The 26,372-nt window shown below is 37.8% G+C and carries 20 protein-coding genes; 9 read left to right on the top strand and 11 right to left on the bottom strand.

Annotated features, from left to right (window positions below; genetic code table 11):
• Nucleotides 1-140: 140 nt before the first annotated feature.
• Both DV942_RS22950 and DV942_RS22955 read left to right on the top strand, forming a co-directional pair.
• Nucleotides 141-1,493 carry a UDP-N-acetylmuramate--L-alanine ligase gene (locus tag DV942_RS22950; RefSeq protein WP_145861388.1) on the top strand — a complete coding sequence of 451 codons (1,353 nt, stop codon included), beginning with the start codon at nucleotides 141-143 and terminating at the stop codon, nucleotides 1,491-1,493.
• 71 nt (nucleotides 1,494-1,564) lie between these two features.
• Nucleotides 1,565-1,891, top strand: coding sequence for a helix-turn-helix domain-containing protein (locus DV942_RS22955; protein ID WP_145861390.1), 327 nt, complete (start codon nucleotides 1,565-1,567; stop codon nucleotides 1,889-1,891).
• 230 nt (nucleotides 1,892-2,121) lie between these two features.
• On the opposite strand, the gene DV942_RS22960 is transcribed toward DV942_RS22955, so the two are convergent.
• The 5 genes from DV942_RS22960 to DV942_RS22980 form a co-directional block, all read right to left on the bottom strand.
• Nucleotides 2,122-3,240 (bottom strand): GNAT family N-acetyltransferase, encoded by a 1,119-nt coding sequence (locus DV942_RS22960; RefSeq protein ID WP_145861392.1) that lies wholly within the window; start codon nucleotides 3,238-3,240, stop codon nucleotides 2,122-2,124.
• A gap of 72 nt (nucleotides 3,241-3,312) precedes the next feature.
• Nucleotides 3,313-3,504 carry a hypothetical protein gene (locus tag DV942_RS22965; protein WP_090987414.1) on the bottom strand — a complete coding sequence of 64 codons (192 nt, stop codon included), beginning with the start codon at nucleotides 3,502-3,504 and terminating at the stop codon, nucleotides 3,313-3,315.
• A gap of 78 nt (nucleotides 3,505-3,582) precedes the next feature.
• Nucleotides 3,583-4,158, bottom strand: coding sequence for an SMC-Scp complex subunit ScpB (scpB, locus tag DV942_RS22970; RefSeq protein WP_145861394.1), 576 nt, complete (start codon nucleotides 4,156-4,158; stop codon nucleotides 3,583-3,585).
• Between the two features lie 250 nt (nucleotides 4,159-4,408).
• Nucleotides 4,409-7,414, bottom strand: coding sequence for a ligand-binding sensor domain-containing protein (locus DV942_RS22975; protein ID WP_244950780.1), 3,006 nt, complete (start codon nucleotides 7,412-7,414; stop codon nucleotides 4,409-4,411).
• Complete coding sequence (locus DV942_RS22980) at nucleotides 7,404-8,189, bottom strand: LytR/AlgR family response regulator transcription factor (RefSeq protein WP_090987412.1); 786 nt, start codon at nucleotides 8,187-8,189, stop codon at nucleotides 7,404-7,406. Before DV942_RS22980 ends, DV942_RS22975 begins: the two co-directional genes overlap by 11 nt.
• 125 nt (nucleotides 8,190-8,314) lie before the next feature.
• On the opposite strand from DV942_RS22980, the gene DV942_RS22985 reads away from it, so the two are divergent.
• The 3 genes from DV942_RS22985 to DV942_RS22995 all read left to right on the top strand — a co-directional run bounded on the left by DV942_RS22985 (nucleotide 8,315) and on the right by DV942_RS22995 (nucleotide 11,755).
• Complete coding sequence (locus DV942_RS22985; RefSeq protein WP_145861397.1) at nucleotides 8,315-9,040, top strand: ferritin-like domain-containing protein; 726 nt, start codon at nucleotides 8,315-8,317, stop codon at nucleotides 9,038-9,040.
• A 19-nt stretch (nucleotides 9,041-9,059) separates the two neighbouring features.
• A complete protein-coding gene (locus DV942_RS22990; RefSeq protein ID WP_090987408.1) occupies nucleotides 9,060-9,905 on the top strand; it encodes a ferritin-like domain-containing protein in 846 nt (281 codons plus the stop codon).
• Nucleotides 9,906-10,117: 212 nt separating this feature from the next.
• Nucleotides 10,118-11,755 carry a M57 family metalloprotease gene (locus tag DV942_RS22995; RefSeq protein WP_090987406.1) on the top strand — a complete coding sequence of 546 codons (1,638 nt, stop codon included), beginning with the start codon at nucleotides 10,118-10,120 and terminating at the stop codon, nucleotides 11,753-11,755.
• 220 nt (nucleotides 11,756-11,975) lie between these two features.
• Here the strand turns inward: DV942_RS22995 and DV942_RS23000 are convergent, their stop codons facing one another.
• The 3 genes from DV942_RS23000 to DV942_RS23010 all read right to left on the bottom strand — a co-directional run bounded on the left by DV942_RS23000 (nucleotide 11,976) and on the right by DV942_RS23010 (nucleotide 14,412).
• Entirely contained in the window at nucleotides 11,976-13,100 is a 1,125-nt protein-coding gene (locus tag DV942_RS23000) for a CofH family radical SAM protein (RefSeq protein WP_090987404.1), read from the bottom strand.
• A gap of 63 nt (nucleotides 13,101-13,163) precedes the next feature.
• On the bottom strand, nucleotides 13,164-13,781 hold the full coding sequence (locus DV942_RS23005; RefSeq protein ID WP_145861399.1) for a hypothetical protein: 618 nt from the start codon (nucleotides 13,779-13,781) through the stop codon (nucleotides 13,164-13,166).
• A 1-nt stretch (nucleotide 13,782) separates the two neighbouring features.
• Complete coding sequence (locus DV942_RS23010; RefSeq protein WP_090987400.1) at nucleotides 13,783-14,412, bottom strand: hypothetical protein; 630 nt, start codon at nucleotides 14,410-14,412, stop codon at nucleotides 13,783-13,785.
• 158 nt (nucleotides 14,413-14,570) lie between these two features.
• Here DV942_RS23010 and DV942_RS23015 point away from each other — a divergent pair, with 158 nt between their 5' ends.
• Nucleotides 14,571-15,815, top strand: coding sequence for a M16 family metallopeptidase (locus DV942_RS23015; RefSeq protein ID WP_145861401.1), 1,245 nt, complete (start codon nucleotides 14,571-14,573; stop codon nucleotides 15,813-15,815).
• Nucleotides 15,808-17,079, top strand: a complete 1,272-nt coding sequence (locus DV942_RS23020) for a M16 family metallopeptidase (RefSeq protein ID WP_145861404.1) — start codon at nucleotides 15,808-15,810, stop codon at nucleotides 17,077-17,079. The genes DV942_RS23015 and DV942_RS23020 overlap by 8 nt, the downstream gene beginning before the upstream one ends.
• A gap of 143 nt (nucleotides 17,080-17,222) precedes the next feature.
• Here the strand turns inward: DV942_RS23020 and ppnP are convergent, their stop codons facing one another.
• The 3 genes from ppnP to DV942_RS23035 are packed head-to-tail and all read right to left on the bottom strand — an operon-like array spanning nucleotide 17,223 to nucleotide 21,409.
• Nucleotides 17,223-17,504 carry a pyrimidine/purine nucleoside phosphorylase gene (gene ppnP, locus DV942_RS23025; RefSeq protein WP_145861406.1) on the bottom strand — a complete coding sequence of 94 codons (282 nt, stop codon included), beginning with the start codon at nucleotides 17,502-17,504 and terminating at the stop codon, nucleotides 17,223-17,225.
• 6 nt (nucleotides 17,505-17,510) lie between these two features.
• Complete coding sequence (locus tag DV942_RS23030; RefSeq protein WP_145861408.1) at nucleotides 17,511-19,406, bottom strand: DUF3857 domain-containing protein; 1,896 nt, start codon at nucleotides 19,404-19,406, stop codon at nucleotides 17,511-17,513.
• Complete coding sequence (locus DV942_RS23035; RefSeq protein WP_145861410.1) at nucleotides 19,406-21,409, bottom strand: DUF3857 domain-containing protein; 2,004 nt, start codon at nucleotides 21,407-21,409, stop codon at nucleotides 19,406-19,408. The genes DV942_RS23030 and DV942_RS23035 overlap by 1 nt, the downstream gene beginning before the upstream one ends.
• Nucleotides 21,410-21,633: 224 nt before the next feature.
• On the opposite strand from DV942_RS23035, the gene guaB reads away from it, so the two are divergent.
• Nucleotides 21,634-23,103, top strand: coding sequence for an IMP dehydrogenase (gene guaB / locus DV942_RS23040; RefSeq protein ID WP_090987386.1), 1,470 nt, complete (start codon nucleotides 21,634-21,636; stop codon nucleotides 23,101-23,103).
• A 374-nt stretch (nucleotides 23,104-23,477) separates the two neighbouring features.
• The gene (locus DV942_RS23045; RefSeq protein ID WP_145861412.1) at nucleotides 23,478-26,057 is read left to right on the top strand and encodes a TonB-dependent receptor; all 2,580 of its coding nucleotides are present in this window, start codon (nucleotides 23,478-23,480) and stop codon (nucleotides 26,055-26,057) included.
• Nucleotides 26,058-26,372 lie beyond the last annotated feature (315 nt).

A 26,372-nucleotide genomic window follows, 5' to 3' on the forward strand; every position in this document is an offset into this window, starting at 1 on the left:
TAGAAAGTGGAAGGTGGAAGACCGAGCGGTTAAGGTATTTAAGTGTTTGTTCTTCATTTTGTATCTTACATCTTTTGTCTCATATCTCATTTTCTTGTCTCACATCTCACATTTAGCATCTCAGATCTAAAACAAAATATATGCATATACATTTTATAGCGACTGGTGGGAGTGCCATGCACAACCTGGCTATTGCCCTACATAAAAAAGGTTATCAGATTTCAGGTTCAGACGATGTGATTTTCGAACCTGCAAAATCGCGTTTGGATAAATATGGTTTACTGCCAGCTGAAATGGGATGGAATGAAAATCGCATTTCCAACGAGCTGGATGCCGTAATATTGGGTATGCATGCCCGTATTGATAATCCGGAATTATTGAAGGCACAGGAATTGGGTGTTAAAATCTATTCTTATCCTGAATATATTTACGAGCAGAGCAAGAATAAACTGCGTGTAGTAATTGGTGGCAGTCATGGTAAAACAACCATCACCAGTATGATTTTACATGTACTAAATTACTATAAACGTGATTTTGATTATCTGGTCGGCGCGCAGCTTGCCGGTTTCGAAACCATGGTTAAAGTAACGGAAGAAGCTCCGGTAATGATTATTGAAGGCGATGAATACTTATCTTCTCCGATTGATAGACGACCGAAATTTCACCTGTATAAAGCAAATGTTGCCGTAATTAGTGGAATTGCCTGGGATCACATCAATGTTTTTCCAACCTATGCCGACTATACGTTGCAATTTGAAAAGTTTATTGATTCAATAGAAACAAAGGGTACGTTGATCTACTGTAAGGCAGATGCAGATTTGAATGAGATTGTGTCAAAATCAAAAGCTGATGTGACCAGGATCGGTTATGCTATCCCTGAACATGAAATCAGGAACGGAATCACTTACCTGCTTCCGGAAGAAACGGCATTGAAGATTTTTGGCGATCATAACCTCATGAACCTGAATGCCGCCAAATTGGTATGTAAACAATTAGCTATCAGTGAAAACGATTTTGATACAGCCATCGCATCATTTACCGGGGCTGCTAAACGTTTAGAGGTCATTTCGGCTGATGTATCAACCAATGTTTATAAAGACTTTGCACATTCACCGTCAAAACTGAAAGCGACTATTGATGCTGTTAAAGCCCAATTTAACAGTCGTAAATTAGTAGCATGTATAGAATTGCATACTTTTAGCAGTTTAAACAAAGATTTCCTGAAAGAATATAAAGGTGCGATGGATAAAGCCGATGAGGCCATTGTATTTATTGACATTAAATCTTTCGAACAAAAGCGAATGGAGCCTTTTTCTGAAGACGATGTGCAAAAGGCCTTCGCCAATCCAAAATTGAAGTATTTTAATGACGCGTCAAAGCTTAAAGATTATTTGTTGAGCTTAAATTACAAAGATGCCAATTTATTAATGATGAGCTCTGGCAATTATGCAGGTTTCGATTTGCCGGAACTTGCGGCCGGTATAAAGAAGTGAGATTTCAGACATGAGATTTGAGAGTATATTTTCTCAAATCTCACTTCTCAAATCCCATATCTAATTAAATTATGAAAAGTATTGGAGATCATATCAAACAAAGTAGATTGTTACTAGGGCTAAGCCAGGCCGATGCGGCTAAAAAATTGAACATTTCCACTCCTGCTTTTTGTAAAATCGAAACGGGCCAGACCGATCTCAATATCTCGCGTTTACTCCAGATTTCGAAAATATTCAAAGTTCCGGTAATACAATTGATTACCGGGCAATCAGCAGTATCAGAATCTGACTCCTCAAAAGAACTCATTGCACTTAAAAAAGAACTGATCGAAAAAGAAGAGGAAATTAATAAACTCCGCAAAAAGGTGATTGATTTATACGATAAGCTTGGGATTTAAATATTGCTTAATTGCCATGATGATGTTCGGCACAATAGAATATAGTCCTCTTTTGCAATGAGGATTAGAGAATATGCATTTATAATTCGAATAAAATGGCTTAATGCTAACGGCGATACAATCGCCATTCTCTACCATCCAGCGTTACAAACGCGGACGATGGAATGAATATCAATTATAAAAAAGGCTCGTGGAGACACGAACCTTGTCAGGTATCGAATCTGTTAAGGTTAAAATATCTTCCGCATTGTTAAGTGCTTTTTGCCAAATGTTGCGCCTGTAGCTTTATGGATGGCAATCATCTGTTCGTTAAAATCGCCTACCCAACTCAATTCAAGCTCTTTGTACTGGTTTTTAGGTAATACATATTCGCCTAAACGGATAAAAAGTACCGATTCTAAACCGTGTTTCTGGAATTTAGGTTTAGTGCCCATTACAATTGCCCTCATGCGCGTAACGCCCACCCAACGGCGGTAAGCAAACTTTAGTTTTTCAATTAAACCCAGCTTCCCGTTAAAACCTTTGATCATTTGATTTGCATCAGGAATCAACACGACAAATGATGCCGGTTCGCCGTTGAAGTAAGCAAACTGAATCAGGTGTTCATCCATAATGGGTTCCATACTTTTAAAACTCTCCTCAAGGGTTTCTCTTTTGATGGGAACAAAGTTTTCAAAATTCTGCCAGCCATCATTGTAAATTTCCATTAAATCATTGATGTATTTGCCTGAATTGGATTTGCTGAAATATTCGAAGGTGTAACCTGGTTTATTTCTTACCCAGTTGGCAATTTTTGTAAAACGTTCCGGAAAGGGTATGGTCAGATTAATATGATTGGTCAATTGCTCATATTCGGTAACAAAACCATATTTCTCGAAAAATTTATGATAATAGGGGAAATTATAGTTCATGCCGAAAGATGGAGGGGTAAAGCCTTCGACCAATAGTCCCCAGAAACTATCGTTTTCACCAAAATTAATCGGACCATCCATCGCTTTCATTCCATTTTCGGTTAACCAGTTTTTGGCGGTATCGAATAAAAGAAAGGCAGCTTTTTCATCATCAATACATTCGAAAAAACCCATTCCACCTGTTGGCTGGTCATAATGGTATGCTTTTTTCTCATTTATAAAAGCTGCTACACGTCCAATCAGTTTTCCTGCATCATCCTTTAATACCCAGCGCGTACATTTTCCATGTGCAAAAAAGGTGTTTTTTTCAGGGTTAAAAACATTTTCAACTTCGCTATCCAGGGGACAGATCCAGTTTTTATCGTTTTTATATAAGATTTTAGGTGTGTTTAGAAAGTCTTTTTTTAATGATGAATTGCTTACGGATATAACTTGCATGGGCAGATTTTAAAATTAAAAAGCATCCTACCAAGCGGGCGGATGCTTTTTCAAATATATGTTTTTTAAATATTAATAATCGTCGTCGTCATCGTCAAAATTGTCGAAGTTGTCCAGATCATCTAATGGCAAGTCGAAATCATCATCGTCATCATCCTGAGGCTTCTTTTTTGTTGTTTGAATATCGTCATCTTCAAAATCATCATCTTCGTCTGCCTGTTTTTTGGCAGTCGGTTTAGTTGGGAGTTTCTTTGGCGCTGTCATAACACAAAAATAAAAATTGCTTTTATAGTTTAAAAATACAAAAAAACTTTTTTTAATAACAATCTGTGAATAAATAAATTAATTTATTTGCTCTACATTTTCTCCTACAGAATTTTCCTCTTTAACGATATCTTTTAACCGTGGAAGCTGGTTTAAGCTGTTTAAGCCAAAGTAATCCATAAACAATGTACTGGTACGATAGAGGATAGGTCGGCCAGGGGTTTCCGCTTTTCCATCAATACTGATCAGTTCTTTCTCAAGCAGGCGTTGTACCGAATAATCAGAGTTTACTCCTCTTATCTGTTCAATTTCCAACTTGGTTATGGGCTGCCGGTAGGCAATAATGGCTAGTGTTTCCATCGCAGCCTGACTTAATTTTTTCTTGGAGCGATGTAACTGCAGTTGATTTACCGTTTCATGATAATCTTTTTTGGTTAAAAACTGGTAGCCATTGTTTAAAAATACCAATTCGATTGCCAAATCATCCTGGCTATACTTTTCCTTAATCTGCTCTATGCTTTCGAAAACCTGTTCTTCAATAAACTCTTCATTAAAAACTGCATTTAAGGCAAGAATGATTTCTTGCGTACCGATGCTTTGGCTGGAAGAAAATATAAGCGCTTCAATGTGTCTGGTGATATTATGATTGGGCATATACAAAAATAAAATTTTCGACATAAAAAAAGCGGTCTCGCTTTTAAAAACAAGACCGCTTTCAACACACAAATGAAACCTGAATTAAGATATAGTTTTAGGTTAGGTTATTAAATATCTATATCAATTCTATAAGAACGTCTTTGATAAACACTATCGTTTATTTCTAACACAAGTTTAAGGCTAAACCAGGTTCGATCAAGATTCTATTTAGTAAGTGGTATTAATAATTGAGTAAACGGTAAATTGTCTATTTTAACGGTATAGAAATGGAGACGGTTGTACCATTTGTGGTATTTTGTCGTACGTTTAGGTGTATAGGTTTTGCTCCAATCTGACCTAAAAGATGTAACCTTTCTTTGGTAAGCTGCATACCTTTACTAATATGTGTCTCCTTTTTGTCTTTTAAGGAGTTTTCAATCCCAATACCATCGTCTATAATTTCAATATTAAGATAGAATTCATCCATCAGTTTAATATTGATCATGATTTTACCGCCAGTCTCTTTTGGCATAATGCCATGCCATATGGCATTTTCTACATATGGTTGCAACAACATAGATGGAATAAACGTTTCCTCCCTCTCTATATCATCATCCACATTAAAAATATATTCTAATTTGTCACCAAACCGGTTCTTCTCCAGTTTCAGGTAGAGGTTTAAGTATTCTAATTCTTCTTCCAGAGAGATATAACTCTTGGTACAGATCTCCAGGTTTTTTCTGATCAGTCTGGCAAATCCCGTTAAAACCTTATTGGCAGACGCTGTGTTCTGCGTGTTAATATAATGCTGGATGGAGTTCATTACATTAAATACAAAATGGGGGTTCATCATTGCCTGCAGTGCCTGCTGTTCTAACATCAGCACTTTGTTTTTTAACAACAATTGTGCTTGTTCTTTATCCTTTTGCTTGCGGGTGATATAAACAGCCACTTTATAAAAAATATAAGCCACAAGCAAAATTAAAATGGATAAAAACCATAGGCTTTGCCAAAAGTGACTTTTAATGGTAAAGGCAATTTTTGCAGATTCACCCCAACTACCGTTTTGGCTTTTTGCACTTACTTCAAACACATAATCGCCTGATTGCAGCGATGAAAAATCCAAACGCCTCGTTCGGGTTTCTATCCAGGCCGAATTTTCATTTAAACGGTACCGGTAGGTGATATCACTGGTGGTAAAATCAACGGCGCTAAAGGTAAAGAGTATGGTATTATTACCCGTTTCGAAAGTAAAATTATCCTGATCAACAGGTAAACGTTCGCTATCTTTAATGATAGAAGTAACATATACCTTAGGAAGGTTTTTAATAATGTTTTTATTGTTGTATTTAAATAGAATCAGCCCTTTGTTTGTAGCAAAATAAGCCGTGCTGTCATCAATATACAAACTGTTTATATCATCACTTAAAAGGTCTTTTCCATAGTCGAAATTTGCTACATTAAGTTCATTCGGGTAATTGGCTATTTTGTTAACGCCTTTGTTGGTTAATACCCATATTTCGTTGTTTTTGATGAATATTTTTGTGCAGATGTTATTGGTTAAGCCGTCTTTTTGAGTAATTTGCCTAGTAATCTGTTTATTCTTATAAAAAATTAAACCATAACCATCGGTAGCCAGAATCAATGTTCCGTCGGCAAGCTGCTGGATATCATTGATCCTTTTGGTTAGCAGGGGATGGTTCTCATAGTGTTTAACCAGTTTTCCTTTCGAAAATTGAGAAAGTCCGTTAACATTTGAAAACCACAAATTGCCTTCACGATCGTAAAAAACGTGATAGGACCTGTCTTTAAAAAAATCCTCCTTTTCGCGATATTTTGCTGCATTAAACTCAAGTTTACTGGTTCTGTCTGATAGGAAAACAACACCTGATGATAGCGCCAGGGCAAGATGATTGTTGTTTTCAGCAACGCTAAAGTGTTTGATCACAAACATCGAATTATTTGATTCCTTCAAATAACTTACATCGCTACTGCTGTTGTAAATATTTTTGAAAACCCCCATTCCATAATCAGAAGCGAAATAGATGGCTTGGTCTTTAGGGTCGAAAGTTAGCTGTTTAATGGTTTTGTATTTTTTAAAATCATCTAACCCAATTTCATCAACCTGATAATTGTTGATGCTCAGTACATCGATTACCGCATCATCAGTACCCAACCACAGTCTGTTTTTCCCGTCTTTGGTGATGCTTTTAATTACATTGCTGCTCAAGCCAGATTCTGCATCAATAATCGATAAGCGGTTATTCATGTTCGGCAGCATGTATATGCCCTGATTGGTAGCAAACCACATGTTCTGGTTATTATCTTTAATCACCTGGTTAACCGGAATATCCTGCAGGTACTGCACCGTTTTTCCGCTTTTATCAAGCGCAAAAGCGCCATTAGCGTTTGATAGCCAAACCTCTTTGCTGCTAACATCGTAATAAAAATATCCCGACATGTTTTTGATCAGGTTTTGCGGGATGGAGATAATCTCGTTGATGATTCCGTGCCTGTATTGTTTTAATCCACCATTATCAAGATAAAATAAAGATCTGTTGCTGCTATTGGCAGCCGTCATATAAGAAATGGGTTGTACTTTTGACTTGGTCAGGGTAAATGTTCTTCCATTAAATTGTTGTACACTTAAATCGCTATATGCAAATATGTTACCTTGTTCATCTTCATGGATAAAAGCATTGATAAATTTGTCCTTTTGATTTGGAGAGATATATTTTCTAATGGTTTTACCATCCCAGCATACAATCAGGTTGGCGTTTGTTCCGAGCCAGATCCGCCCTGATTGATCAATTAAAAAGGAAACAATTACGGTATTAAAGTTGAGTTTTTTAAGGAGTTCATCGTTGCTCTGGTTGTAAAACTTTCCTTCTTTTAAGTAGCTGAGCTGACCGTTAAGTGCAAAAAACCATAAACGGCCTTCTTTATCTTCTTTCATCTGCAGGATCTGCGTATCTGGCAAACCATCTTCAATAGTGAAATTCTGAAAGTTTGTTCCGTCAAAACGGCTCAATCCATTATCGGTGGCAATCCATATAAAACCTTTTTTATCCTGTAAAATGTAATAACAGTTATTGCTGGCAAGACCGTTTTTAGTGTTATAATGGGGGAGATAAGTAGTTTGCGAAAAAAGTTTTTGAGGTACGATAAAACCCAGGATCAGCAATAAAAAAGCAATAAAAAAACTGCTGAAGCTAAACTTCAGAGTAGCTTTTTGAGCCAGTTGTTTTCTTTTTATATGCGGACTAATGATCACTATTTGCTTTGGTAAATAACTTTATTTTTTCAAAAAAATCGCTCGCTCTTCTCCTCGAAATGTTAATGCTTTCACCGTTTTTTAGGAAAACCTGCAGTCCGTTTTTAGAATTATATTCCTTTAAGTGATTAAGGTTGATAATGCTTGATTTGTGTATCCTAACAAACTGATCAGTTGGCAATAATTCTTCGAACTCCCTTAAAACCTTAGAAACAGTGATTTTTTCGTGGTTGTTTAGGTGTACAATAGAATAGTTACTGTCGGCTTCAATATAAATGATATCATCAATATCAATCATCTTAAAACCCTGTCCGTAAGGAAGGGTAAGTTTCCTGATCTCTGATCTCGAACTTAAACTGGAAGCCAGATTGTTTATTCGTTCATCATTCTCGTTCTGGCTTTTAAATAATTTGATGTGTTGTGAAACTTTGTCTACCGCTGTTTTAAGTTCATCAATATCAATTGGTTTTAACAGGTAATCGAGCGCATTTGCCTTTATTGCTTTTAATGCATATTGATCGTAGGCGGTAGTAAATATTATGGCAGCATTGTGTTTTTGTGCATCGGCCACCAATTCAAAACCATTTCCGCCAGGCATGGCAATATCCAAAAAGATCAGGTCAATAGGGTGATGGTCCAAAATGTCTTTTGCCTCGTTTACAGATCTTGCTATACCGGTAATTTCTACCTGCTGACAATTCTGTTGCAGTAAAAAAAATAATGACGATCGTGCAAACTCCTCATCATCAACAATAATGGCCTTTAGTGTAGTCATAGCTATAGGTTGGTGAATGTATTAAAATGGTCTTATAAAAAAAAATGCAAATCGAAAAAACCAGTATCCAAATTGTCACGTATGTATCATCAAACGTATTCAAAACCACTAAAACATAGATGACTATGAAAAACAATGAACTAGAAACAAAAAGCGAGCTTCAGGAGAAAAGTTTGTTTGACAAAGCTGTGGGCAGAAGATCTTTTCTGCAGTATGCAGGTGCAGGTGCTGCCGGTATTGCTTTAGTAGCTGCTGGCTGTAGTAAAGATCGCGGTTATGATAACCCAACGATGAATGGTGCAACACTGGATTTTAAAACTGATATAGGTGTATTAAATTATGCTTATGCTTTGGAACAATTAGAAGCTGCGTTTTACATTAAAGTTGCTTCTGCACCACCTGCGGCATTTACAGCTGCGCAGAAGGCATATTTTCAAGATGTTCAGTTTCATGAAATTGCCCACAGAGAATTCTTTAAAAAAGCATTAAGTACTGCAGCAATCGGCAGTTTGGAGGTAGATTTTTCAAGTATTGATTTTACAAGTGCTTCAGGTGTTTTATCTGCTGCTCAATCATTTGAAGATTTAGGCGTGTCCGCTTATAATGGTGCTGGTGTACGTATTACTACTACTGATTATCTTGTTTTAGCAGGTAAAATCGTCTCAGTAGAAGCGCGCCATGCGGCATGGGTTAGAGATCAGATTTCTAATGGAAGTTTTGCTGATTTAAACAGTTTAACAGCATTAGGTGCGAACAACTCAGCTGGTTTGGATGGAGCCTTAACACCAGATAAAGTTTTGGCAATTGCCGGAAAATATGTGAAAACCAAAATTAATGTAATCAACCTTTAATCTTTAAAACTCGACAATCATGAATATCTTAAATATATTAGACGAAATAGAAAAAGTGGACGGTGAGATCTATGAAAGATTAAGTCCGCGTAGATCAGCAATGAAAGATTTTTTCAATGTTGGTAAAAAAATATCGATGGCAGCATTGCCGCTTGCTTTGGGTTCAATGTTCCAAAAAGCTTATGGACAAACTAACCCAAGTACAGTTAATGACGTATTAAACTTTGCATTGGCGTTAGAGTATCTGGAATATAATTATTACAATCACGCTTTAACAAATTCAACCATCACTTTCCCTACTACGGCTTCAAATGCAGCGATCACTACGATTAGAGCACATGAAAGAGCTCACGTTGATTTATTAAAAAGTGCTTTACAGATTAGTGGTGCTGATGGTTACGTGGATGCTGATTTTGATTTTACAGCTGGAGGAGCATTTGGCGATGTTTTTAGCAACTATCAAACTTTCTTAAAAGTTGCTTTAGCTTTTGAAGATACTGGTGTACGTGCCTATAAAGGACAAGCGCCGATTTTAAAAGGAAATGCAGTTTTAACCACTGCTTTACAGATACATTCAGTAGAAGCCCGTCATGCATCACATATCCGTCAAATGGTTGCTGCTTCTTTGGGTGTTGCTTTAAAACCCTGGATAAGTTATGCAGCTAATGGTAACGATACAGGAATTTCAGCAGTTGATGCCGTTTATGCAGGGGAGCAAAATACTGTACAAGCTGGTGTTGAGATTAATGGATTGGGTGGCGCTTCGCAAACTCAGGCAGCTGAAAGTTTTGACGAATTTTTAACCGGCGCGGCTGTTAAAACAATTGCAAACCAATTTATTAAGACTGGTAAAAAATTAGCTTAAAAATATTGACATTATTAATTAGGTAATGTTTCGTTTAAGGTAGGGGAGGTAGCGTTTAGGCTGCTTCCCTTTTTTGTTGATTAAAAAAGTATTTTTAGTTTTTATTTAATTGTATTATTTAAAACTTTTAGTTGTATTTTTTATATGTATTTCTTTCCGTGTTTGTGACTATTGTTATTATTTTACTGAAATGAATCATTCAATTCAATATCATGAAAAATAAAATCTTATTAACGTTATCCATTATCGTGTTTGCGCTGACGTTCTCCTGTAAAAAACAAAATAATATAGAAAGTGCTACCGAAAACAGAATTGATAAGAAATCAAATGTTCCAGACAGTTTACAATATCTTGTTCGTTTTCTAAGTGCAACAAGAGGTGTTAAAGAATCAGACATTACATTTTCAGATACATCATTTGTTATACAAAACGATGTATTTATTTATAAAGCAGATGTGAAACTTGCCTTGGAAATTGAATCAGGAAAAAAAGCCTTAAATCAAAACCATTTAACTTTAGCAGAATTATTTTCATCCAGAAAGATGTTGGGTAGACCAGATTTAATTCAACAACGTCAATACATAGACATTCAGAATCAAAATCCATGGATTGTCGATAATCAATTTATAACTAATTTAAAGGTAAAAATTAATGCGACATCACCAGAATGGATTAATGCTGCTCAGGAGGCTGTACGCAACTTTAACATTAACAGTTTAACCACTATTAGCAAAATACAAATAAAAGTTGTAACAGAAGGTCAAAATATCACGATTAGTGAAACAGGTACAACTAATCCGAATTCATCCGTAGTTGCTGATGCTCAAATCCCACGTTATGCATTTATGCCTCCGGGGAATTTTGTAGTTGTGCCTGGTCCGCAGATCAGGATTTATAATAATCACGGTAGTTTGCCGCTTGCTCAAAAAGTTGTGGCAATTACTCATGAATTGGCTCATACAATAGGAATAGCTCATACAGATGGTACTGATTCGGATGAAATACAAATCGCAGGCACCGCAGCCTTTGATGCATCATCTTATATGAACGGCAGCTTATCTTTAAATTCTTTTGAAGGCTTTACAAATAATGACCTAATTGCTCTTAGGACAATGTATCCTAAGTCAGTTGGAACTTGGGAAGTTATGTCGAGCGTAAGTGCCGAATCATTTTCTGCAGGCGGATCTGAAAGTATTTTTTACTTTGTTTCATTTGGTGAAGGCCTAAATGGTTATTTAGTTTGGTACAACTCTTACTATAATACTTCAACCTCTTATAATTATTTTGGGACAAAAATTGCTAACTCAACTGATGGTCTTTTTTATATCAATGCTGATCATGAAATTTTTAGAGGTTATACTAATGGAAGTACTCCTGTACAATTACCTGGGAACGCTTTGGAAATTGCGCAAAGTAATGCTGGAGTTTTTATCTTAAGTACCACGCCTGCTACATCTGGTGGTAACCTAATAAAGAGATGGAACGGTACAAATTGGATTGATGAGACTTTTATTGGAGCAGTTAAATTTGGTATGGGCAAAGACTATAATATGGCTATTATTGATAATACTGGAAATTTTAAAATTCGTAGGAATGGCAATACCTATTTTGATACACCTTCACAAAATATCGTTTTCAAAGAATTGGCAATTGGACATTTAAATAATGTTGATAATATATTTTTACTTGGTGGTGCAGCAGATGCAGATGGAAACTACCAACTATTTCGCTGGACTGGATATGATTTTTATGATATGGGCTATAGAGGTTATAAGGTTGGTGTGGACGGAATAGGTCATCCATGGGTAGCAAAAAAGAATGGGGCTATCTATAGAAATTTATCTCTATAAAGCAATGCAGTTAAGGTAGGGGAGGTAGAACTTTGGTTTTACTTCCCTTTGTTGTTTAGATTTTTAGGATTGTTATATTTTAAGATGGATAAAGCGGGGACCATCTTGTGTTTCTACCGAATTATGAACTGGAAATTTACCAGACCTCTTGTCACTATTGATTATTGAAAATTAGCACTGCTCCTCCATTATTCATCCCCATCTTACCGCTTACACTTTTTTAATAGGTAATCACCTGCTCTTCCAAATGCTCTGGCAAATCCCTGTAATTATACTTTTGACCACGTAATTGTGGCTCAAAACCTGCAGCCTTAATGGATTGCTGGATACCATTCGCTGTAAAACGATGTGGTGCACCAGCTGCTGATACTACGTTTTCTTCAATCATGATCGATCCAAAATCATTTGCTCCTGCATGAAGGCATAATTGGGCAGTCGTTTTGCCAACGGTTAACCAACTGGCCTGGATGTTTTTAATATTTGGCAGCATAATGCGGCTCAGGGCAATCATCCGGATATATTCATCGGCAGTTACTGTATTGCTGATACCACGCAGTCGTTTTAATAAAGTGCCGTCATCCTGAAAAGGCCATGGAATAAAGGCCAGAAATCCATTGGCATCGGCTGGTTTTTCACTTTGTACCTGACGGATCCATACCAAATGTTCGAAACGCTCTTCGATGGTTTCTACATGGCCGAACATCATGGTTGCTGAAGTGGTGATATCCAACTGGTGACAGGCACGCATTACATCTAGCCATTCTTGCCCGCCGCATTTACCTTTGGAAATTAACCGTCTTACCCGATCGTTTAAAATTTCAGCACCGGCCCCAGGTAGTGAATCCATCCCGGCTTCTTTGAGTGTTTTTAATACTTCGGTATGCGTGATGCCTTCCAGCTTGGCTACGTGGGCAATTTCTGGCGGACCTAAAGCATGAAGTTTTAAATCGGGGTATAACTCCTTTAACTTTTTGAATAGATCGGCATAAAAAGCCAGGCCCAGATCAGGGTGATGACCGCCCTGCAATAATAACTGATCTCCGCCTAAACGGAAAGTTTCTTCAATTTTAACTTTATAGGTCTCAATGTCGGTAATATAACTTTCTTCGTGACCAGGCCTGCGGAAGAAATTGCAAAATTTACAGTTTGCAATACAAACATTGGTGGTATTTACATTACGGTCGATCTGCCAGGTTACTTTACCGCTAGGGACTTGAATTTTTCTTAGCTCATTAGCTACAAACATCAATGATGCAGTATCGGCATGGTGGTATAGGTATACACCTTCTTCTTGCGTTAAAAAATCAAAATGTAGCGCCCGCTGCAGTAAATCGGCTGTATTCATAAAGCAAAAATACTCGAAATAAGCATCACTATAATCACAGTTTTATAAAAAAACAGTGCATTGTTAATTATTTTTAGTGGTATCAGCCTTACGTTTAAACAGGTTTAGCAAATCATTTCCCTGTTTTTTTATTTCCTCTAAACGCTTTTTAGTACTGTCATTAACCTTTTTTAAGCCTTCGTTAGCTTTTACAACATTATTTTTAACTGTAGTTTGACCAACCGCAACTGCATCTGAAACTTGTTTAACCTTACTTTCACCAGTTGCAATGGCGCCTATTACCTGTTTCACCTTTTTATCAGCATTTACCCTGGTACTATCTATAAACTTTCCGGCCGTAGTGGCCACAGTGGTTGTGTCATTAACGGGTTTACCCAAAGAAGTATTTGCTTTGGCAAGCAATTGATCATCTTCTGCTTTTACAATGCCCCCATTTGCAGTATAATAGGTTTTACTGTTTAAATAATTTGTTTTGGCGGTTTCCAACTGTATTTTTGCAGCTGCTATTCTTGCGGTATCCTTACTTGCTACTGCTGCATCATAATTCAATTGTGCATCGGTTAATGCGAGCGCCGCTGTTTCATATGATTTAGTAAAATCAATTTTTTCTTCCTTTTTTGTAGCTGTGTTGCAGGCAGCTAAACCCAAGGTTAACAAACAGATTATAATGATATTTTTCATGTTATTTCGACGTAGTAAATTGGTCAACTATTTTCTTTAAAGAAGTGGTTTCCTGTTCTTCAGTAATGTTCCCACCGAGCCTTTCAACTTCTAAATTGTTAATACTTTTAGCAAATTCTAAATATTTTAAATACCGGTTAAGAATCTCAATTTTCGTTCCATTGTTGTTCTGTTCGGTATTGCTTAGGTTTTTAACAAAGGTTTCCATATTGTCGATACAAACAATATAAGCTTGAAAAGCATTTGGTGTAAAGTAGTCGTTAACCAAACTATTTGTTGCGAGTTGGGGATATAACTTAGGTAGTTCAACAGGCGTTTTCTTTAGGGTTTCGGTTAGATTCAGTCCGGCATTGGAAGTATTTAAATACATTCCTTTCGTTTTCATCTGGCAGTTTTCTATTGCCAGATTAGTGGTGTTCAACAATTTAATTAAGTTGTTTTTTTTGTCGATGTTATCCAGAAAAGTATTAACCGCCAGGGCAATAAACAATCCTGTAAAGGTGGATATTAGTGAGATAACAAAACTAAACGTATCATTATTGTTTTTGCGCCAATTGCTTTCCCTCCTAAAATTGAGTAAAAAAAGACTTGTTGCCACTAAAACGAGCGCGATTATAGCATAGGTGAGCATATTTCTTCTGGTTTTATTTTTGTAAAATTATATAATTACAGGTAATAAAAAAATTACAAATTTGTTTGCAGAATTTTAAGAAAAAAATTATGTCGTGTTTGCCAGATTAATTGATTAAACAATTTAGCAATTCAACAATTCGATTATCTTTGTCACCTATGGTAGATTTTAATCGTTTTACACTGGCCAATGGGTTAAAAGTTTTGGTGCATGAAGATGCAACAACGCCAATGGCAGTTTTAAATATTTTATATGATGTTGGTGCCCGGGATGAGGACCCCGAAAAAACGGGTTTTGCTCATCTGTTCGAGCACCTCATGTTTGGTGGATCGATAAACATTCCCAGTTATGACGAACCTTTACAACGGGTAGGGGGAGAGAACAACGCTTTTACGAGTAACGATATTACCAATTATTACATCACTTTGCCAGCAGAAAATATCGAAACTGCTTTTTGGTTAGAAAGCGATCGGATGCTGAGCCTGGCTTTCTCTGAAAAGAGCCTGGATACCCAGCGAAATGTGGTAAGTGAGGAATTTAAACAGCGTTATCTTAACCAGCCTTATGGCGATGTTTGGTTAAAATTACGTCCGCTGGCTTATCAGAAGCATGCTTACCGTTGGGCAACGATAGGTAAAGAGCTTTCGCACATCGAAAATGCCACAATGGATGATGTAAAATCATTTTTTAAGAAACATTATACGCCGCAAAACGCAATTTTAGTTGTTGGCGGAAATGTGAAAACAGCCGATGTAAAAAAACTGGCCGAAAAATGGTTCGAACCGATTCCTGCGGGTGAGAAATATAACCGGAATTTAGTTCAGGAAGATCCGCAAACCGAAGCCAGAAAAGAAACAGTTAAGGCTAACGTCCCTTTAAATGCGATTTACATGGCTTTTAAAATGCCCGGACGATTAAGCGGGGATTATTACGCTTTTGATTTATTGTCAGATATTTTATCGCGTGGCCAGTCTTCGCGGTTATACAATAGCCTGTTAAAGGAACAGCAACTTTTTAGTGATATCAATGCTTATATTTCAAGCAGTTTGGATCCGGGACTTTTCATTATAGAGGGTAAACTGGTGAAAGGTATAACAGTCGAAGCGGCAGAAAAAGCCATCTGGGCTGAACTTGAGAAGTTAAAAACTGAACTTGTTTCAGAAACGGAGTTAACTAAAGTGAAAAATAAGGTAGAATCGGTACTTGTTTTTTCTGAGATGAACCTGCTGGATAAAGCAATGAATCTGGCTTACTATGAGCTGTTGGGCGATGCCGCCATATTGAACAGTGAAACCGAAGAGTTCCTAAAAGTAAACGCAGAAGATATCAAAAGGATATCTAACGAAACTTTTAATCCTAAATCATCATCTACTTTATATTATTTAACCGAAGAAAATGCTTAACAGACAACAAGCACCTGATTTTAAGCAGGTGTCTAACATAAAATTTATCCATCCGCAAAAACAGGTATTGGATAATGGTGTACCCGTTTATACCATTTATTCCGGAGAACAGGATCTGGTACGGATTGAGTTTATTTTTGATAATGTAAACTGGAACCTGGAAAAACCATTGCAGGCCATTGCGGTAAGCGCATTAATCAACAATGGAACAAATCAATTATCCGCAAGGGAAATAGCCGAAAAAATTGATTTTTACGGTGCATTTTTTCAAACGGAATACGTACAGGATCAATCTTCGGTAACATTGTACACGTTGAATAAACATTTGCATTCGGTATTACCGGTTGTAAAAGATGTTTTATCAGAAAGCCAGTTTCCTCAGCATGAACTTGATATTTATATCCAGAACCAGAAGCAGAAGTTACAGGTTAACCTGAAAAAGAATGATATTCTTTCCAGAAAGGAATTTGCCAATGCTTTGTTTGGCGATACCGCTTATGGCGTCAATATCAAAGCAGCCCATTACGATGCCTTACAACGTGAAGATCTGCTTGATTATTTTAAGGCTGCTTATGCTCCGAACAACTGCACCATAGTGATATCAGGTAAGTTCGATGATGCTGGATTTAAGCTTTTAAATGATTTTTTTGGCCGCGATTGGGAAAAAAGTGATGCCATAAAAAATAACTTTAGTTTTACGCCCACTGAAAAAAAAGTACTTTATACCGAAAAGCCAGATGCATTACAATCAGCAATCCGAATAGGCCAGTTGGCTATAAACCGCAAACATGAGGATTTTTGCGGGCTTCAGGTGTTAAACACAATTTTAGGCGGGTATTTTGGTTCGCGTTTAATGAACAACATCCGCGAAGATAAAGGTTATACTTACGGAATTGGTTCTGGTATTTCTTCATTACAGCAGGCAGGTTATCTGTTTATTGCAACCGAAGTGGGTGCAGATGTATGTTCAGCCGCACTAACAGAAATTTACAAAGAGATCGAGTTATTGAAAAATGAACCCGTTGGAGCAGCAGAACTGGATCTGGTTCGGAACTACATGCTGGGATCAATGTTGGGCAGCCTGGAGAACGTTTTTTCACATGCCGACAAATTCAAGAATATTTATTTTGCAGGACTGGATTATGATTATTATACCAAATACATCGAAAAAGTGAAGACAATTACTGCTGAAGAGCTGTTGCTAATGGCTAATAAATACCTTACTACAGAAAATTTTATAGAAGTTGTGATCGGGAAGAAGTAAGTGGAAATTAAGCCTATGGAGGCCGTCATTTCGAGCGAAGTGCAACGAAGTCGAGAACCACGAAGTGTTCAGCGAAGCTAAATCTATCGATATAGATCTCTCAAATCCACTGCGTTTCGGTCGAGATGACGGCTTTTTTAAATTTATCTATACTGGCAAAGATAGGCGGTTTGCACAGCCGCTTTTACTTTAAATGATGAATTTGCAGGAACCTCGAATTGGTTTCCTGCAGCAATATTTATCCATTCGGTGGCATCTGGTAATAGCGCCTGAAGTTGGCCCTCTATCACATGCATCACTTCTTTTTGGGCAGTACCGAAGGTATATTCTCCCGGATTGATCACACCAATGGTCGATTTTCCTTCAGTAGTTTCATAGCCTAACGATTTAACGTTGCTATTAAAATATTGGTTTTCAGTAATCATTGCAATTTATAAAGTTTTAGTCAAGATAGCTTTTTGTTTATCAGCCTGGTAAATCTTTTTATAAAAATCTACGTATTCGCCATATTTTTCTGGCGGATACTTCTTATTGTTCATGGTTTGCGTGCGGCTGTAAACGATCATATTATCCTTAATACTAAATTTCGCAGTGTACGATCCAAATTCAGAGTTGATCGTGATGTCTTTCGGAATAAATTCTACCTGGTATCCTTTTGGTAAGATGTAATTAATTTCGTCATCATCATGATAACTGAATGGAACCGCGAAGTATGTTTTTCTTCCTTCTACTTTAAGCGGAACGCTCTCGCGGCGGTTAATCTGGTTAACCAACAAAAACAGCTTATCCCCACCTTTGGTTAATAAGGGGTTGGTTTTAAAGTTGATTTCTTCAGTAAGTACCGGAACCGTTTTATCTGGCTGCATATATTTGTAGCTAATAAGTTCTGCTACCGGTATAGAACTGTTTTCAATTATTTTTTTGCGGAGATCAACAGGTTCCATCAATGTCATCGAAAAATTTTCTTCAAACTGTGCGTTACCATAGGTAGCCTTAATTTCAGAGGTACCTGTACCGTCTTCTGCCAGCGTAATTTTGGTTTTTCGGTTCTGATAATTTTCTTTGGCATGGTAAGCCGGGGTATGCACAATCTTTCCTCCATCCTCGGTCACCATCAGTACATTCCTGTCAGAGTTGCCATAACCGATAAATCCCATGGGTTTAAATTGACTGGTGCATTCTAAAAATGTCGTGTCTTTTTCAAGTGGAACGCATAAAATCATATGGTTTGCCTGCCCCATGCTGGAGTAATCCAGATTTAAACTAGGCATATCGTTTCCAATCACAATTAAATTGGAGGCGATTCCTGCTTCGTTTAACAAAGCCTTCATATAATTGGAAAGCGCTTTACAATCGCCGTAATTTACCTGCGCAACCTTTTCGGCTAAAATTGGTCTGAATCCACCGATTCCTAATTGCACACTAACATAACGGGTGTTTTGCTGCAGGTGGTTGTATAAAATTTTGATCTTTTCTTTTGGCGTTTTGGCATCTTTGATCAGGTTCTGCACCATCAATCTGGTTGCTTCTGGAAGTTTATTCCCTCCCTGATTTAAATTGAAAATCCATGAACCAAAATTTTTCCAGTTATCAAAATTTCCCGTTGAGCCATCGAATTCAAACTCATTAGGGGAAGCTTTAACCCATGAAGAAACATTATCAAGGCCCGTACTCAGCGGCTCTTCAGTAACTGCAGCAACATTCTCACTTTTCCATCTGTACTGTAATTTTTCGCCGTTAATTACCGAGTCTGTCGGTAAATTTGAGCTGGTAATGTACTTCATCTTGTAATTTTTTGCCTTTTGAATCGTGTAGGCAGATTTTTCAACCGATATGCCAAAACCTTTAAGGTCGCGCCATGACGGAAAAGAAAGTAATCCGTTATAGTCCTGGCTGAAGCTGTATTCTATAGTATAAGGATAGGTTATACTGACAAATTTTAAAAGCTTAAGCCTGTTGTCTTCGAAAATCGAAAAGTTCGAAATCAGGCTTTGGTCTTTAATGTCTGAACTTCTATAGTCTTTTACTTTTTTTCCTGCAGCATCGTAAAGGGCAGCCTTAATGTTATATATGTTGCTGAATTTATCGTAAACTTCAGCCATTTCACCATATGGTTCACCGGCTTTATTCAAAATGGTTATGGCTACTTTATAATCCATTCTTGCCGCGCCCAGTCCTTTAACATCGAAAAAGGATTCTTCGTTTCTTACTACGGCTACAGCATCATGTTTCAGGCTTTCAGAAATTTTCGCCACATCGTAATCCGTCTGCGCAAATGTGGTATTAATAGACGCAACGGAGAATAGCAAACTTAAATAATACTTCATTATACTTTCTTTTTAAATACGATTTGTTCGGCCTGCTTTTCAACCACGGCTTTAAATAATGCTTGCAGATCGAAATATTCTTCTGATGTGTAAAGCGATTTATTCAGGCTAATGGCACTTTTTACCATCAGGGTTTTACCTTCTATTACATAGTTAATGGCAAAGGTACCCTTGTCTTCCTGAAGTTTATAAATGCCTCCTTTAGGAAGTTTATCTATTTCATAATCATCAGGGAATTTTACCGTAATGCGGTAGTTTTCTTTAAATGGATAGGCAAAATCAACCGGAAATTTGCGTTGCTCCAGCTTAAATAAATTCTCTTTTGTTCTTTCAAACAGCAGGGGGGTAAAATACACCAGATTGCCAGCTTCTTCAACGTTATCTTCAATCACAACGTCCATGCTTTCGGTTAATAGTTCATCCGGATTATCCAGATTATCGATCTTATATGCCGATATTTCAAGCCCGGTTTTATCTTTTTTGAAGTCTTTAATAAACTCAGCCTCGTTATTTGTTTTTCTATATCTATTTCGAAGACTTAGTGCTGCATAACCTTTTGAATATTGGCTGATCTGTCCGCTTAACTTATGCTCTTTGTCTAAAACCATACTGTATACAAATATTTTTTCGCTAGAAACACTTGGCTCGGTGGAAAGCCAGTTGCCAGATGTGTTTTTTAAATCGATATAAAATCCCTGGTGACTCAAATTTTCGTAGTCTAACATACCAGCGGGCAGATCCTTGTCTGTCGCATCCAGAAAATACAGGCTATTCTGTATCTGCGTAACCGCTATTACGTTATTGAATGCCGATACCAACGGATAACCCGGATGTTCGCCGTTTTCTCTTGTACTGAGGAGGACAGGGAAGGCGTCAATCCTGGCTTCTTTTAATAAACTTAACAGGGCAAGGTTGATATCTGCAGATGAGCCTGTTTTCTTTTCGAAAATACTTTTTGGGTTGGTTTCGCTGGCATACTTGGAGTATTGCTTATCCCATTTTAAATTATTTTTAACATAATTCAGAATGAGTTTAACTGCGGTAAGGGTATCTTTTTCACCTTTCAGGATACCCGGCAGTACTGATTTGGCATAACCGTTTTTGTTAATAAAGCCACCAAAATTTTCATCTTCAGCTAAGCCTTTAATGATTTTTGGCCAGGAGCCGTTAAAATCCTGATACATTTCTCCCGGAAATTGGGTGCCACGAAGTTCAAATTCTATTTTGGGGGTATAATCATCCATTGTGGTTACATATGGTTCCTCTTTTAGGGCCGGTACATTTTCAGCACAATATTTATCGTAAGCGGCATTCGAACTTAAACCCGGGATATAGGAGGTGTTTATGGTTTCATGCACCGGATGATCGATTTGGTAGTATCCGCTCACATTGTTTTTGTATACAAAGTATTCTGGTATTCTAACATTGTATTCAGACCACAGTGTAGGAACAGTGGATTGGAATTTCCATCCGCGTAAAGTAAATGTGAAGTCGGATTTGATTTTATACTTGAACTCAATAATCGATCCTTCCTTGACATTGGGCAATGCAAATTTTTTGATGATATAGTTTTTGTTGAATGCCTCGGTAAACTTGGCATCTTTATTTAGTTTGCTGGTAATTATTTTGCCATCAACCATATTATAGGTCGCAGCATCCATAAAACTGAGGTCTTCTTTTGCAGAATTACTGCTTTTATAAAGTTCAACATTGAAGTTAGCCAGATCATAGCCGTTTTTATTTAAAATTTTATAACGGATGTGTCGTTCAAAAACATAAATAAAACCGCCGTTATTGTTATATTCGAAATAGCAATCGCCAACATCAAACAGCTTTATTGCGGAGGCTGAAGAGTCCTGCCCCGAAGCTTTTACTTCGAATTCTGCCGGTGCAATTTTACCAAACTTGAATTCTCTTTTTACGGGTGGATTGTTTTGGGCATAAAGGGTACTCACTCCAAAGCATAGCATTAGAGTCAGAAATCTGAGAGCATTTTTCTGCATGTATAAAATTAGTTTTTTGGTTGGTGCAATTATATCATAATTATCCGAATTATTTAAAATTTTTTCGGTGTTAATCAGACTAAATCAGCCGCATCATTCTCGTTAATCTGATTGATGTAATTGTCAGAAGAACTCAATATTTAAGCATTTTTAACTTTACGCTTTAATTTCCGTTCGATTTTCGTATCTTTGCCTGGCAAATAATAAATCCTAATTTATTTGCTATGCAACTCGATTCCACAAAGTTTATTGCCACAGGTTTAACGTATGATGATGTACTATTGGTACCCGCATACTCTGAAATTCTGCCCCGTGAAGTAAATACAACCACTTTTCTAACAAAAAAAATCAAGCTTAATGTTCCATTGATTTCTGCTGCGATGGATACCGTAACCGAAGCTGAACTGGCCATTGCCATTGCGCAGAATGGCGGGATAGGCATGTTACACAAAAACATGACGATCGATAGACAGGCTGCCGAAGTACGCAAGGTTAAGCGTTCGGAAAGCGGTATGATCAAAGATCCCGTAACTTTATTGGAAACAGCTGTGGTTGCTGATGCCTTCAAGATCATGAAGGAGCATAAAATAGGTGGTATTCCGGTGGTAAGTAGCGATAATAAACTGGTTGGCATTATCACAAACAGGGACTTACGTTTCCAAAAGGATATGAAGCGGCCAATTTCTGAAGTAATGACTAAAGAAAATTTAATCATTGCTCCGGAAGGAACTACCTTAGTTCAGGCAGAGGAAATTCTTCAGAACCATAAAATTGAGAAACTGCCAGTTGTGAGCAAAGATGGTTACTTAAGCGGGTTAATTACCTTTAAAGATATTTCTAAAGTTAAAAATTACCCGGTAGCCTGTAAAGATGAGCATGGCCGTTTGAGAGTAGGCGCTGCGGTAGGGGTAACTGCTGATACTTTACAACGGGTGGATGCTTTGGTGCATGCTGGTGTTGATGTAATTACGATCGATACAGCTCATGGGCATACCAAAGGAGTTGTAGATAAATTAAAAGAAGTTAAAGCAAAGTATCCTGACTTACAGGTGATTGTTGGTAATATTGCTACAGGTGCAGCTGCCAAGTTTTTAGCAGATGCCGGTGCAGATGCCGTTAAGGTTGGTATTGGTCCCGGTTCTATCTGTACCACCAGGATCATTGCCGGAGTTGGTGTTCCTCAATTATATGCTGTTTACGAATGTGCCAAAGCACTAAAAGGCACAGGAGTACCTGTTATTGCAGATGGTGGAATTAAACATACAGGAGATATTGCAAAAGCGATTGCTTCAGGTGCAAGCACCGTGATGGCAGGTTCTTTATTTGCAGGAGTAGAAGAATCGCCAGGTGAAACCATTATTTACGAAGGACGTAAATTTAAATCATATCGTGGAATGGGTTCGATTGAAGCGATGGAGCAAGGTTCTAAAGACCGTTATTTCCAGGATGTGGAAGATGACATTAAAAAACTGGTTCCTGAAGGTATTGTTGGTCGCGTGCCGTTTAAAGGCACCCTTGCTGAAGTAATGTACCAATATATTGGTGGTTTACGTGCAAGTATGGGCTATTGTGGAGCAGCCAATATTGAAGCCTTACAGGAAGCGCAGTTTGTACAGATTACCGCTGCAGGTATGCGCGAAAGTCACCCGCATGATATCACCATTACCAAAGAAGCACCAAATTATACTAGATAAGGTTTGGGGTATGGGGATTAGGGTATAAGGTTAATAAATACTCAAATATTTTAAGAATAAAAAAACGGGGCATCGGTTTACGATCGCCCCGTTTTTTTTGGTGCTAATCGTCATCCTGATCCGATAGCTATCGGATTTATTTCAGGATCTTTCATGATAAACCTATAGGTCTATTTTATAAAATCACGAAATAAAATTTGGCATTTGATATTTTTTAATATATTTGCCTACTAAATCTATAGATTTTATATAATAATATGGAAATCAATCAAAAAACGTGTTCGCATAGCTGTTGTAGCCTTCTGAGATTAGTAATCACACAATCGCAAGTACATCATTAATCAATAATGCTTAAACAAACCATTCACACCATTATGAACAAAATTTTACTTTTTTTATTTTCATTTTTAATCTCGGCGGGATTTGCTTTTGCCCAAAGTCCGGTTACCGGAGTTATTAAAACAACCAACGGTACTACTATTCCCAACGCAACGATAAAGGTAAGGGGAACTAACCAGGGTGTGGTAGCCGATGAAAACGGCGCTTTTAGCATCAATGTAAAACAGGAAACACCTTTCTACCTTCAGGTCAGCGCTGTAGGTTATAAACCACAGGATTTTCAGATACTTAAAATTGAAGATACGCCAATAGAATTGGTTTTGGTAGAAAATGCATTGCTTGATGAAATTGTGGTAACTTCCAGAAGGCGTTCGGAGGTTTTACAGGATGTACCGATCCCAATTACTGTTATTGGTGGACGTTCAGCCGAAAATGCAGGTGCTTTTAACGTGAACCGTTTAAAGGAATTGGTGCCTTCGGTACAGTTGTACGCCTCGAATGCGAGGAACACCACCTTGAACATCAGAGGTTTAGGTTCTACCTTTGGTTTAACCAATGATGGTATCGATCCTGGCGTAGGTTTTTATGTAGACGGCGTTTATCATGCCCGCCCGGCCGCTACTTCTACCGATTTTCTTGATATTGATCAGATCGAAATTTTACGTGGTCCTCAAGGTACCTTATTTGGCAAAAATACCACGGCTGGTGCTTTTAACATCAACACGAGCAAACCCACTTTAACACCGAGCGCAAAAATAGAATTGAGTGTGGGGAATTATAATTTTATTCAGGCCAAAACATCAGTTTCTGGCGCACTGGCGAAAGATCTTGCTGCAAAGATTTCAATTTCGGGTACGCAACGTGATGGTACCATCTGGAATACCAGGGAAGAACGCAGGTATAGCGGACAGAACAACCTCGGACTGAAAAGTCAGTTATATTATACCCCTTCCGAAAAATTGCAGGTGTTGTTAAGTGGCGATGTAAGCATTCAGCATCCGGCAGGTTACCCATTGGTAATTGCCGGCGTTACTACAACCGAAAGAAGTGCGTACCGCCAATATGCCAGAATTATTTCTGATTTAGGCTATCAACAACCTAAAATAGATCCTTTTTCAAGAGAAATCAATACCAATACGCCCTGGAGACATAACCAATCCATCGGCGGGATCTCGTTAAATGTTGATTATAAAATTGGGAATGGAACACTTACATCAACTACGGCCTGGCGATTCTGGAACTGGGATCCCACCAACGACAGGGATTTTTCTGAGGTGGCAGCATTGACCAAATCGCAGGGCAATTCCCGCCACGATCAATACTCTCAGGAAGTCAGGTACGCAGGCAATATTACCGAGAAATTAAGTGGGGTAGTGGGCGTTTATTTTCTGGGTCAGAATTTAAAAGGTTTGGCACAAACAGAAGAAGTAGGTAAAGATCAATGGCGTTTTGTACAAACCAGCAATACCGGTAGTCAGGCTTTATACTCCACACCGGGTTTATTGGACGGTTTTGGTATTAAAACCAACTCTGTTATTAAATCGTTAAGTGCGGCAGTTTTTGCGCAGGTTGACTGGGAAGTTTTAAAAAACCTGCATGTATTGCCAGGTTTAAGGTATACCTATGATAAAAAAGATGTTGATTATGATCGGGTAACGTATGGAGGTTTACAAACTACCGATGCGACATTATTAGCACTCAAAGCAGCCGTATATGCCAATCAGCAGTTCTCTACTAAGGTAGATAACAACAATTTATCTGGTAACTTCACCGTTTCTTATCGCCCAAGCCATAACTTAAATGTTTACGGAACTTTTTCTACCGCTTACAAACCGGTGGGTGTTAACGTAGGCGGTTTGCCAACTACCTCAACAGGAGCAGCAGATTTATCTGTAGCTATTGTTAAACCGGAATACGTTCAGCATTATGAGCTCGGTGCGAAAACGAAGCCGCTCAAAGGTGCCATTGTCAATATCAGTTTATTTAATACGGACATTAAAGATTATCAGACCAATGTGCAATCGCCACAGCTGGGCGTAAACAGAGGTTATTTATCAAATGCCGAAAAGGTGAGGGTAAAAGGCCTGGAAATAGACGGTACTTATCAACTGGAACGTTTTTTAACTTTAAATGCTGCCCTGGCCTATCTTGATGGTAAATACGTAAGATTTACCAATGCACCGCTACCATTAGAAGAAACCGGACATACCGAGGTGATCAACGGCTTGGCTACCCAGGTTGCCTTTAAAGATGCTTCCGGCGGTAGGTTGCCTGGTATCTCTAAATGGAATATCTCAGGCGGTTCAGAGCTGAGTACACCTGGTAATCTGTCCACCAGAGCGGGACGCTATTTCATCGCCGGTGATGCGAGTTACCGTTCAGAATATTCTTCAAATCCTACCCCATCAAGCGTACTGGTTGTTAAAGGTTACGCTCTATTTAATGCCAGGCTGGGCTTCAAATCCGATAAGTTTTCGTTGTTTGTTTGGAGCAGAAACATCGCCAATAAAAATTATTATGAGCAGTTACAGGCTGCAGCAGGAAACTCCGGTTTATACGCCGGTGTATTGGGCGATCCGAGAACTTACGGTGGAACAATCCGTTATGCATTCTAATTAATTTTTTCTCTCTTATATTTGGTTAGCAGGGACTGGTGTAATGCCACTCCTTTTTTATTGGAATAAATAACTGCTTAACTATTTGAGTGCTCAATGTGGTTTGAAAAGCGATGGCAGTATTTCATGTTAAAGTCGGTCCTGCTTTCCGTTTCGAGTTCTCGCTGCTGTAAGGGTTTTCTCTCCAAACAGCTTTATTTAGCAAAACCAATGGTCTTTAAAAAAAAATCTGATAGCAACTTAATATTTTACATGCTGCTAAAAGTTGTGCAGAATAAAAATTTATGGAAAGCAGATAAAATCTTAACTTCGGTA

This window comes from Pedobacter suwonensis (assembly GCF_007833675.1).
Taxonomy (GTDB): Bacteria; Bacteroidota; Bacteroidia; order Sphingobacteriales; family Sphingobacteriaceae; genus Pedobacter; species Pedobacter suwonensis.

Bases quoted from the DNA above. Each gene is read 5' to 3' on its own strand.
- DV942_RS22950 (WP_145861388.1), top strand. From the start codon at position 141: ATGCATATACATTTTATAGCGACTGGTGGGAGTGCCATGCACAACCTG.
- DV942_RS22955 (WP_145861390.1), top strand. From the start codon at position 1,565: ATGAAAAGTATTGGAGATCATATCAAACAAAGTAGATTGTTACTAGGG.
- DV942_RS22960 (WP_145861392.1), bottom strand. From the start codon at position 3,240: ATGCAAGTTATATCCGTAAGCAATTCATCATTAAAAAAAGACTTTCTA.
- DV942_RS22965 (WP_090987414.1), bottom strand. From the start codon at position 3,504: ATGACAGCGCCAAAGAAACTCCCAACTAAACCGACTGCCAAAAAACAG.
- scpB (WP_145861394.1), bottom strand. From the start codon at position 4,158: ATGCCCAATCATAATATCACCAGACACATTGAAGCGCTTATATTTTCT.
- DV942_RS22980 (WP_090987412.1), bottom strand. From the start codon at position 8,189: ATGACTACACTAAAGGCCATTATTGTTGATGATGAGGAGTTTGCACGA.
- DV942_RS22985 (WP_145861397.1), top strand. From the start codon at position 8,315: ATGAAAAACAATGAACTAGAAACAAAAAGCGAGCTTCAGGAGAAAAGT.
- DV942_RS22990 (WP_090987408.1), top strand. From the start codon at position 9,060: ATGAATATCTTAAATATATTAGACGAAATAGAAAAAGTGGACGGTGAG.
- DV942_RS22995 (WP_090987406.1), top strand. From the start codon at position 10,118: ATGAAAAATAAAATCTTATTAACGTTATCCATTATCGTGTTTGCGCTG.
- DV942_RS23000 (WP_090987404.1), bottom strand. From the start codon at position 13,100: ATGAATACAGCCGATTTACTGCAGCGGGCGCTACATTTTGATTTTTTA.
- DV942_RS23005 (WP_145861399.1), bottom strand. From the start codon at position 13,781: ATGAAAAATATCATTATAATCTGTTTGTTAACCTTGGGTTTAGCTGCC.
- DV942_RS23010 (WP_090987400.1), bottom strand. From the start codon at position 14,412: ATGCTCACCTATGCTATAATCGCGCTCGTTTTAGTGGCAACAAGTCTT.
- DV942_RS23015 (WP_145861401.1), top strand. From the start codon at position 14,571: ATGGTAGATTTTAATCGTTTTACACTGGCCAATGGGTTAAAAGTTTTG.
- DV942_RS23020 (WP_145861404.1), top strand. From the start codon at position 15,808: ATGCTTAACAGACAACAAGCACCTGATTTTAAGCAGGTGTCTAACATA.
- ppnP (WP_145861406.1), bottom strand. From the start codon at position 17,504: ATGATTACTGAAAACCAATATTTTAATAGCAACGTTAAATCGTTAGGC.
- DV942_RS23030 (WP_145861408.1), bottom strand. From the start codon at position 19,406: ATGAAGTATTATTTAAGTTTGCTATTCTCCGTTGCGTCTATTAATACC.
- DV942_RS23035 (WP_145861410.1), bottom strand. From the start codon at position 21,409: ATGCAGAAAAATGCTCTCAGATTTCTGACTCTAATGCTATGCTTTGGA.
- guaB (WP_090987386.1), top strand. From the start codon at position 21,634: ATGCAACTCGATTCCACAAAGTTTATTGCCACAGGTTTAACGTATGAT.
- DV942_RS23045 (WP_145861412.1), top strand. From the start codon at position 23,478: ATGAACAAAATTTTACTTTTTTTATTTTCATTTTTAATCTCGGCGGGA.